8 protein-coding genes, 1 tRNA gene and 1 pseudogene are annotated in these 9,801 nt (G+C 43.8%); 3 read left to right on the top strand and 7 right to left on the bottom strand.

Annotated features, from left to right (window positions below; genetic code table 11):
- Nucleotides 1–140 precede the first annotated feature (140 nt).
- The 7 genes and pseudogenes from ACYVLS_RS09795 to ACYVLS_RS09765 form a co-directional block, all read right to left on the bottom strand.
- Nucleotides 141–2,297, bottom strand: a pseudogene (locus tag ACYVLS_RS09795) (glycoside hydrolase family 3 N-terminal domain-containing protein).
- Nucleotides 2,298–2,525: 228 nt separating this feature from the next.
- Nucleotides 2,526–3,311: an alpha/beta hydrolase gene (locus tag ACYVLS_RS09790; protein WP_460324032.1), complete on the bottom strand. Its 786-nt coding sequence runs from the start codon at nt 3,309–3,311 to the stop codon at nt 2,526–2,528.
- Nucleotides 3,312–3,359: 48 nt separating this feature from the next.
- A complete protein-coding gene (locus ACYVLS_RS09785) occupies nt 3,360–3,788 on the bottom strand; it encodes an OsmC family protein (protein WP_460324030.1) in 429 nt (142 codons plus the stop codon).
- Between the two features lie 70 nt (nt 3,789–3,858).
- Nucleotides 3,859–4,065, bottom strand: a complete 207-nt coding sequence (locus ACYVLS_RS09780) for an aromatic-ring hydroxylase C-terminal domain-containing protein (protein ID WP_460324034.1) — start codon at nt 4,063–4,065, stop codon at nt 3,859–3,861.
- Between the two features lie 39 nt (nt 4,066–4,104).
- Nucleotides 4,105–4,728 carry an FAD-dependent monooxygenase gene (locus tag ACYVLS_RS09775; RefSeq protein ID WP_460324028.1) on the bottom strand — a complete coding sequence of 208 codons (624 nt, stop codon included), beginning with the start codon at nt 4,726–4,728 and terminating at the stop codon, nt 4,105–4,107.
- Nucleotides 4,700–5,362, bottom strand: coding sequence for an FAD-dependent oxidoreductase (locus ACYVLS_RS09770; protein ID WP_460324026.1), 663 nt, complete (start codon nt 5,360–5,362; stop codon nt 4,700–4,702). The genes ACYVLS_RS09775 and ACYVLS_RS09770 overlap by 29 nt, the downstream gene beginning before the upstream one ends.
- A gap of 153 nt (nt 5,363–5,515) precedes the next feature.
- Entirely contained in the window at nt 5,516–7,309 is a 1,794-nt protein-coding gene (locus ACYVLS_RS09765) for a glycoside hydrolase family 3 protein (RefSeq protein WP_460324024.1), read from the bottom strand.
- A gap of 166 nt (nt 7,310–7,475) precedes the next feature.
- Between ACYVLS_RS09765 and ACYVLS_RS09760 the strand changes: the two genes are divergently transcribed.
- From ACYVLS_RS09760 to ACYVLS_RS09750, 3 genes are all read left to right on the top strand, one after another.
- Nucleotides 7,476–7,549 (top strand) — tRNA-Arg (locus ACYVLS_RS09760).
- Nucleotides 7,550–8,135: 586 nt separating this feature from the next.
- Nucleotides 8,136–8,759: a YczE/YyaS/YitT family protein gene (locus ACYVLS_RS09755; protein WP_460324022.1), complete on the top strand. Its 624-nt coding sequence runs from the start codon at nt 8,136–8,138 to the stop codon at nt 8,757–8,759.
- Between the two features lie 149 nt (nt 8,760–8,908).
- On the top strand, nt 8,909–9,634 hold the full coding sequence (locus ACYVLS_RS09750; RefSeq protein WP_460324020.1) for a potassium channel family protein: 726 nt from the start codon (nt 8,909–8,911) through the stop codon (nt 9,632–9,634).
- Nucleotides 9,635–9,801: the final 167 nt, after the last annotated feature.

Below are 9,801 nucleotides of genomic sequence, written 5' to 3'. Positions count from 1 at the left end.
GGCGGCATTCAAAGAAATTTTGATTGGAAATCAGTCAAACCAAGAACAAATTGCTGCGTAATTTCTTTGGTGAGGGTTAATCCGATAGGATTGTGAAGCATTTATTAGGGTGCGAAACTTGAGTTTAATATAATACGAGCTTATTTTTCTAAAGTAAATTGTATTGATCGCTGTGCCAGACTGCTGCCACCGACAAAGACCTCGAACTCACCCGCATCCGCTTCAACAGACAAGTCTGAATGAACATACGTCAGCATATCTTCTGATAGTGTAAAGGTCACTTTTTTGGATTCGCCAGGATTTAAAAGAACTTTCTGGAAACCTTTCAACTCTTTTTTCGGTCTGACGACTTCTCCTACTAAATCTCTGATGTAAAGCTGCACCACTTCTTCTCCAGCACGTTCTCCTGAATTCGTTAAGGTTACGGACACCTTAATCGGTTCTTCAGGTGTCAACGTATTGCTGGACAAGGTCACATCACTGTAGTCAAAACTTGTATAGCTTAAGCCGTAACCAAAGGCATACTTCGGATAATTGGAAGAGTCCAGATAGCGTGAGGCGTAGCGCCCTTCTTCTCTTTCTTCAGCTGGTCTGCCTGTATTAAAGTGGTTGTAATAGAGTGGCACCTGACCGACATTTTCCGGGAAGGACATCGGCAGTTTACCTGACGGATTTGTTTTACCAGTCAGGATGTTTGCCACAGCTTCTCCACCTTCTGTTCCGGGGAACCAGGCTTCAAGTATTGCATCAGAGTAAGGTTCCACCGTGTTCAAGTCAAGCGGACGGCCGTTAAATAAAACAGTAGCGATCGGTTTGTTCAGTTTCGCCACGCGCTTAAGCAGCTCCACTTGCGCCTGAGGCAAGGTGATATCTGTTCTGCTGGCAGCTTCTCCACTCATCTCTGCACTTTCACCAAGAGCCATAACGATGACATCGGCTTCTGCAGCCACTTTTTCCGCTTCTTCCAGCCAATCTTCTGACGTTTCAGAAATGGTGCTGCCTTTGGCCATAAGCACATTTCCTTCAGGCAGTGCCGTTTTCAGTGACTGGTAAAGGTCGCTTGCCGTTTCAGCTTCGCCTTTCCATGACCAAGCACCCAGCATGTCTTCGCCTTCTGCAAAGGGACCGATTACCGCAACGGTCTGCTCTTTATCAGCCAGCGGAAGTACTTCTTCATTCTTCAAAAGTACCATTGATTCTTCCGCAACTTCCAAGGCAGCTTGACGGTGAGCATCACTTAAAATTAATTCATTTTCCTCTTTTTGACTTGCTGAGCGGTATGGGTTTTCAAAAAGACTCAGTTTATTCTTCAATTTTAGCACTCGCAAAACGGATTCGTCGATCAGTTTTTCGTCAATCAGACCAGCTTCAATGTGGTCTTTTGCATACCGGTGATAAGTGAAGGTCATCATTTCGATGTCATTAGTCGCATTAAGTGCTTTGTATGCTGCCTCTTTTTCATCAGCCGCAACCCCATGAGGAATCATTTCTTTTACTGCGCCCCAGTCAGATATGACCACACCGTCAAAGCCCATTTCGTCACGCAGCAAGTCTTTCAAGAGCCATTTATTTCCTGTTGAAGGAATGCCGTCGACTACGTTGAAAGACGTCATGACCAGTTCGGTTCCTGCATCGATGGCTGCCTGGTAAGCAGACAGATAGTCTTCTCTTAGCTGACGTTCAGACATATTGACGGTATTGTAGTCTCTTCCGCCTTCAGGAGCTCCATATGCCGCAAAGTGTTTGACACAAGAAGCAATTGCGTAAGGCTCATCGTAACTTTCTCCTTGATACCCTTTGACAAATGCTTCGGCAAAGCGCTCGTTCAAATATTTGTCTTCTCCAGTAGATTCCATGACTCTTCCCCACCTTGGGTCGCGAACCAAATCAACCATCGGAGAAAACGTGACATGAATGCCTGAAACAGCTGTTTCCACTGCTGATACTTGTGCTGTTTTAACAGCCGCATCCATATTCCATGTTGCACCGATGCCTAGTGGAATAGGAAAAATCGTCTTCTAACCATGTATAACATCCGCCATAAACATCAAAGGAATTTTGAGTCTACTCTTCTCTAAATATGTATCCTGTATCTTTCGAGTCGACTCTGCCCCGGATGCTCCTAAAATACTGCCTGCTAGAGGAACCAGTTCGTTTGGAACCGCCAGAAAAGACATCGGACCGGTCACTTCGTAATTGTCGTCCAAATAAGGCTGTCCAAACACTTGTGTCAGCTGCCCCAGTTTTTCTTCTAAGGTCATATCGTTCAGTAATTCAAGCAGTTTTTTCTCTTCCATTTTGTCACTCCTAATTATAAAAATACTTACATAATTAATTTTTGTCGACACGAAACGACTTTAGTAATATATTTCTAATCATTTCTATGCAAGGGCTTACTTTATAAATTACAGTGCTAACCTTAAAATCATTCTTCACCAAGATTATTTGGCGAAAAACTCATTGAGGTTAGCACCGTATTTCATTCTATTTTTTCACTGGCTTTAGAAAGATTGTTAGATTCAAGCCTATTTCACGTCAAGCGCCCAAGGCAGTGCTTTCTGCATGGATTTGCTCCAGAAGGACCAGTCATGGATGCCTCGCTCAATCATATATTCATGCTCGACACTGTTTTCCACAAGCCATTTGTGCAAGGCTACATTTTCATCAATCAGAAAATCTTCCGACCCGCAGGCCAAAAACAATTCAGGTTTGTTTTGGCAGTGTTCAATCAGGTGATAGATGTCCAGTTCGTCCGGCACGTCATCGTAACTTTTACTGCCAAGCAGATGCCAGATGCGCTTGTTGATTGGGTTGTCTTCTTTTAGGTCATGAAAAGGGTCGTGTTTTTTGAATATACGGCTGGACAAAGCAATGACTTTGCTGAACGTGTCGCTGTAGACATAGCCGTTTCTGAGTGCGCCGTATCCGCCCATCGACAGACCGCCGATAAAAGTATCTTCCCGCTTATCTGACAGTGGGAACAGTTTGCGTGTCTCTTCCACCAGCTCTTCACCGATGAATTTGCCGTAGTTGTCTTCACTTGGGTGATCCACGTAGAAGCTGTTTTCCCCGGAAGGCATAATAACGGCTATGTTGTATTCCGTTGCCCATTTGACGATACGGGAGTTCTGAATCCAGTCTTCGTGATTGCCGTCCCAGCCGTGAAGCAGATACAAGGTTTTAAGTGGTCCGCTAGTTTCCTCGACTGGGTCCGGGTCGTAAAGTGATTTGGTCGCTGTCGGAATGATTGCAGAAAAAGTCACTTTCCGCATCAGTTCTCTTGATTGAATCGTTGCTGTCAGAGTCGCCATGTATGAATCTCCTTAAATTTGGATTTTATAAAGGACAGTCTTAAAACATTATTTCTTTTCGTCAGCGACTTCTTCTCCGTTTAAAAAGACTTTATAAGACAAGTCAGCTTTCAGGGAATTGGCCACTGAACAGTATTTTTCGTCACTCAGCTTCACTGCTCGCCATACACGGCTGGCCGGTACGTCTCCATCGACATGGACGGTAATTTCAACAGCTGTAAAGAATTTTGGTGCCTCATCGTTACGCTCGCCGTCCGTTTCAATTTCCATGCGGGTCAGCTTGTCCTGATAAGGCTTTAAAATCATGTACATATCGATGCCCATGCAGCCTGCCAGGCCACCTAAAACTGCTTCCATTGGTGAGACACCTGTTCCGTCTCCCCCGGCTTCTTTACGGGCATCCATTTTCAGCTGATTGCCGTCAGGGTTTTCCATTGTGAAGGCTAAGTTACCTTCCCATTTTGTTGATACTTTCATTTAATTCACTCCTCTACTGTTTTGCTTACTAACTAAATCATAGCATAATTAGAATCGATAGTGCACCACTTTAATTGACCCATTTTTTTATATACTGCAGTAAGCGGTCGGCTGATTCTGCTTTGCCTGTCCAACCTATATAACCGTCCGGTCTGACTAGATAAACTCTGTCTTTTTCAAAGCCGGCGTCTCGGGTTTTGTCCGTCCACTTTCTGTTAATGACGGCTACGTTTCTGAAATATTCTTTATTGAAATGTCCTGGTACCTCACCGAAAATATGCAGCTGCCAGCCCCTTTCTCGTATGAACTCAAAGGACTACCCTTCTGCAAATGGCAGTCGGGAACCAGGTTTAATATCCCCGTCACTTTCACCGTTTAACTTGCTTGAGTCATAGGTGATGTAGAGCTGGGAAAGGACTTTAAACATCTGACTCTGAATCCAGCCACTTTTTCCGGCAGCTTTGGCTGAGAGCGGTACTACATGAGTCCTGACGATTTTACTCAAATTGGACTGAGAAGCAACCAGTTTAAATGCATTATCCGTTCGACTGACGATGTCTTCAGCCAGTTGTCTGCGTTCCTTTTCATAAGTGTCCAAAATGGACTCGCTTGTGCCTTTTGAAAGTACCGCTGCCAGTTTCCAGCCCAAGTTCACAGCATCGCCAATGCCAAGATTCATTCCTTGGCCACCTGCCGGACTGTGGATATGAGCGGCATCACCGGCTAAGAAAATCCGTCCATTTCTGAAGTGTTCTGCTGTCCGCCTGTGTATTTTGTAGTCAGAAAACCAGTTTTTGTTTTCTATTTTTATTTGAAAAGCTTTCTCAAGACGAGGCTTCAGTGTGTTGAAATCAAACGCTTCTTTTTCAACAAGATCGGGCGGAAACATGCCGATAATGCGTGTGGTTTCTTTATTTCTCAGCGGAAAAAAACAGTGCAAAATATTTTTCTGTGAATGAAAATGACCCAGCTTCTTCTTTTATTACTTCTCCTTCTGCTATTGCGTCCAGCACATAAAAAACTTCCTCATACGTATGTCCTGTAAAGTGAATGTCTGCACTCTTTCTAACTGTGCTCGATGCTCCGTCGCAGCCAATGACGTAAGAAAAAATTTCTTCTGTTTCTCTTTCATTATTTTTCACTGTCGCTTTCACTTTGCCACCAGTTTCTTCGCAGGAGACAAAAGCCATCTCCCATTCAACAGTGTGGCCCATTTCTTCGAGTTTTTCCAGTAACACTTTTTCGTGTTCGTCTTGGGGGAAGGTGACCACATATGGGTAGGCACTCAGCCCTTTTCCCAATGTACCTAATGGGATATCTGCCTTTTTTTCATTATTTACATAGTAGTTAATGACGTCCGGTCGAATACCTTTTGAAATCACGGCCTGATCCAGGTTGAATTTCTGGTAGCTTTCCAGCACCTTTGGGACCACCAGCATGGCTCTTGAAGAGTCACCGACACCGCAGTTTCTATCGATAATTCTAAAGGGAATATTATGATAAGCCAGTTCCAGGGCCAGTACCAGTCCCGTTGGTCCCGCGCCGACAATAAGGATGTCTTCTGACTGCTTCATGCGTTTCACTCCTCTATGACGTGTACCTTCTGCTGTCCATTCTGTAACTCTAGTTTATCAGTTCTCTTTGAAGAGACACAACTTATACACAAAAAAGAACCTGCAAACACAGACCAAAATGGCCTATATCTACAGGTTAATCTCTAAAATGGCTTACTTAGCATAGGTGCTGGTGCGCCAGATTTTTGTGTCAGGCAGTCCGCAGAAGGCATCGACTGAGCTGACGCCTTTAAAGTCACTTTCCCCAGTCAGTTTCTTGACCAGCTCTTCCATCGTCACTTCCATACCGTCATAGGTATTGATGTACGTGCCCACTTGCGGGACGTCCGCCAAATCAAATGGATTTTGTACAGATACATAAAGGGTTGGTACTTCATGAACATAAAACGGAATATCCGGTGTTCCTTTTGAAGCCGGCCAGACTGTTCGCTGAATGGTTCCCCCACTATTGACGTCTGATACGTTGATAATCAGGTCATACTTGTCAGTCAAATTTGAAATCGGCTGTTTTTGAGCATAGACATTTGCAATCGCCTGGGCGCGTTCACTTTCAGGCAGCTTCATGATGCGATCTTCCGTGTTTTCCCAGATGGAGACCTCGTGTCCTTTTGCTTCCAGCATTGTTTTCAGGTAATCATGGGCTTTCGGCTTATTTCCGGCAATCATTGCACCAAAGCCTCCGGTCAGTCCTCTGACTGGAACGAGCAGGATGCGTTTGTAGCGTTCCGGTATGATTGGGAACAAATCTTTCTGTTCATCTTTCACTAAGGTAATAGCCTTATCCGCTACTTCTCTGACCACGGCTTTGCTATCGTCTGTGTTAATGAGACTTAGTGCTTCTTCTTTGGATTTCATAATGTCTTCGCGCTTGCCTTCAAAGTTGTGCAGGCCTAGTTTTGCCTTCAAGCCTAATGTACGGCGTAGTGCATCATGCAAGCGTTCGTCAGATAGAAGGCCGTTCTCGTATCCTTCTTTCATCCACTGAAAATCTTCATCCGGATCATTGAAGAACAAGAAGAGATCACAGCCCGCTTCAATCGCTGTCGGCACCATTTCACGTCTGGGCATACTTCCTGTCATTGCGACCATGTGAGAAGCGTCTGTTACGATAGCTCCGTTGTAACCTAACTTGTCGCGCAGCAGTTCCGTCAGCAATGTCTTATTCAATGAAGCCGGTAGGAAGTCTTTTTCGTCACGTTCAGGGTGCAGGGCCTTTTCATACTCAGGCAAATGGATGTGTCCCGCCATGATACCTGGCAGTCCGGCATCTGACAGTTCTTTATAAATGCGGCCAAAAGTCTGATCCCATTCATCTACACTCATTGGGTTTGATGCATAGGACAAGTGATGGTCACGCTCATCGATTCCGTCACCCGGGAAATGTTTGGCAAAAGGCATGATGCCGTATTCCATAATGCCGCGCATGTATTCCTTGGACAATTCAATGGTCTGGTCAACGTCGGCTCCCCATGTACGGTTTGAGATAATCGGGTTACGCCAGTTGCGCGTTAAATCCACAATCGGTGCGAATGATGCGTTACACCCTACAGCTGATGCTTCAATACCGGAAATGCGTCCCAGTTCATAAGCATATGCTGGATCGTTGGTTGCAGCAACTTTGACTTCGTCGCCTACTTTTGTTCCGTCAGTGACAGCACCATCGCCACCTGCTTCTGTATTTGCAGCAATCAGAAGTGGAATCTTGCTTTTAGTCTGTAAAATTTTATTCTGATCATAAACTTCTGTCGCTTTTCCTTTATTGTAACGAACTGCTGCGATGTGATAGTCATTCAGTACACCTGTCAGGTACTCTTCCGAGCGGTCTGCTCCCATGTTGACAAAGAGTTGCCCAATTTTTTCATCGAGCGACATATTCGCTATAGTATCTTCGACCCATTTAACCCCATCGTCATTTAGATTAAATGGCTTCGCTTTCAAATTTACCATTACTCATTTCCTCCATTCGATTTTGTTTAATTATTTTGTTGTTCCTTACTCATATACTAGTATATCAGATAACGCTTTCGAAGACCACCGCTATTTCCGTAATTTCTAAAAAATATTTACTTGTGCCGTTCTCGCTGGCGTGATTTAATAGAGAAGTAACCGTATTGACCCTATAGCTCAGCAGGATAGAGCAAGTGCCTCCTAAGCACTAGGTCGGGGGTTCAATTCCCTCTAGGGTCGTTTGAAATGATGTGCAGACTCGCAGTGGGCGAGTCTGTTCCTTACTGATTCGGCAGATTCTCTTCTCTTTATATTGTCTGCTGGTTCAAAGCCAGTCGTGTTCGGTCAGCTGGCCGATACGATTGGCGCCAGTTTGCCGAAGACGTGCTGTTTTAAGCAGACTGAACAGCTTAAAACCTATGAGATTGCCAAAGCAACGGCTTCTTAGGTCAACTCCACCATCTGACAAGTCGAGTTTACCCATGTTCCTGAAACTTCGGCACACTCATGCTCCATATTTTTTCACTTTACTCAACTCTTGCCTACTTCGGCAGACTACAGCCTTAAGTTCAACTGAGTTGGTCGAACATCGTCTTTTTCGGTACACTCACTGCTTTTTTGTTTTGAGTTTACCGAATTTTCCTTCTCTTCGGAAGACTCATGACTGCTGCTCCACTCACTTTACCGAACATTGGACTGATTTCATTTCACACCCAACATTACAATCCGCTTCTGCGAGAATAAGAGTTTTCTCTTTTTAATTGACTAAAAGAGCGCATGGTCTTATAGTGAAGAATGGACATTAATTCGAAAAAGAGGTATTTACATGAAAAAAATCAGATTAACGTATTCCTTAATTGGAACTTTCTTTATCAGTTTTGCCGTGTCATCTTTTAGACTGGCAGACTTAGGAACGGATCCTTATACCATGTTTAACTTGGGGGCCAGCGGATTCTTAAACGTTGGATTTGGATTCTTCATTATGGTTTCCAGCCTATTGGCTCTCATCTACATTTATTTCCAGAACCGTTCGCTGATTGGAATCGGCACGCTTTTAAATATTTTTATCGTCGGGAACTTTTCCGATATTACACTGAATATTTACGGTTCACTGTTTGCCCCGCCTGAAGGTATGGTTATTCGTATCATCTTTTCGGTGTTGGGGATATTCTTCCTGTCGAGCGGTGTGGCATTATACACTGAAGCGCAAGAAGGCGTTGCTCCATATGATGCTTTCCCAATCATTTTAACGGATGCAGGCAAAGGCCGTTGGTCCTACCGACTTTCTCGAGTAGTTCTTGATGTATCCTTTTCAGTTATCGGTGCCCTTTTAGGTGCTACGTTTGGCATCAACACCATTCTGACTGCTTTCTTCCTGGGACCGTTCATCCAATTTTTCCGGGACATATTCAGAAAAGATTTGGAAAAGCGTCTAGCTCGCTACAGTTAAACAACTTAATACTTATAAAACGAGAGGCCTCAGGGGTTTCTCGTTTTTTTATAGATCAGGCTCCTTTCAGCTTTACAATGTTTTAGAAAAAGCCTACTATTGAACTACATTAACCTGACCTTACATACTTTTTTTTGCTGGAGGCTACTATGACTAATTTCCGTCGCTATAACTTGACGATGATGTTTCTTTCCCTTTTGTCCATTATCCTGATTATTCTGGATTTGCTGTCTATTATTTCCATTCTGGATCAGCCTTACTTTACTATTGATACTATTTTTGTCGTGATTTTTGCGATTGATTATATCTACCGGCTTGTTTTATATGAAGATAAAAAAGAATTCGTGTTGCATCATGTATTTGATCTGCTTTCAATCATTCCTTTTTATTCGATTTTCCGGCTCTTCAGATTGTCCCGGGTCTTTCGCATTCTCCGTTTCTCTCATTTTGTGCGTTTCTCCCGCTTCTCACGTCTGTTTGGGTTGAAAATGCGGTCTCAAAGAGAAATCAAGTCCCTACTCGAGACGAATGGGCTGATATATGTATTGTACGCCAGTGTGCTGCTCATTTTGTTCAGTGCCACACTCTTTACCGTGTCTGAATCGATACCCTTTTCCGAATCAGTGTGGTGGGCCATTGTCACGGTGACAACGGTCGGACACGGCGAGATTTATCCGATGACGTTGACCGGCCGCTTTGCTGCGATTCTGCTGATGTTTTTGGGACTCGCCTTGATTGGCACATTGACCAGTTCACTTACGACTTATTTCAACCAGTCCAAACCTCAAGACAATAAAAAAATTGCGGATTTGGAAGATAAAATTGACAGACTCCTGGAGAAAATTTCAGATATGGAAGATAAACTGCCTAAATGAGGATAAAGTAGTGAATCTTACTTATAGCTATCCTCACAGCAAAGGGGCTGGGAAAAAACCAGCTCTTAACAAACAAAAAGAACAATGAAAACCGTCGGTTTTAGATGGTCTTCATTGTTCTTTTGTATTTTTTCTGAAGATGTAGAAGTACATCCTCCTTTTCTTCG

This window comes from Alkalibacterium psychrotolerans (assembly GCF_054784355.1).
Note: the sequence above shows the minus strand (reverse complement) of the source record. Positions and strands in the feature narration are given on the sequence as shown.